Annotated in this window: 1 protein-coding gene; it reads left to right on the top strand. The window is 29.5% G+C overall.

Features of this window, described 5'->3' with window-relative positions; translation table 11 throughout:
* Positions 1-268 (top strand): hypothetical protein (locus G3997_RS05490; RefSeq protein WP_330616099.1); only part of this gene is annotated, 268 nt, incomplete at both ends.

The raw sequence follows: 268 nt of genomic DNA on the forward strand, positions 1-268 counted from the left end.
AAAGTATGGTAGAAAATCTAAATATGCTAATTTATTTCTTACACTAGATAAAATATGGAGCGATGGAAAACCAGTTCAAGAAGATATATCTAAGATGTTTTTACGTAGAACGACTCCATACTCTACTTTTGAAATAGAAAATACTGGGCAACAAGAAAATGTATGGACTACCTTTGGAAAGGAAAATCCATCAGAACAAATAGACTTGGATATTAATTCTCCAGAAGTTAAACAATTACTTATAGATTTCTTAACTAATTTTAGCAAG

The sequence above is a fragment of the Romboutsia sp. 13368 genome (assembly GCF_018336475.1).
GTDB lineage: Bacteria > Bacillota > Clostridia > Peptostreptococcales > Peptostreptococcaceae > Romboutsia.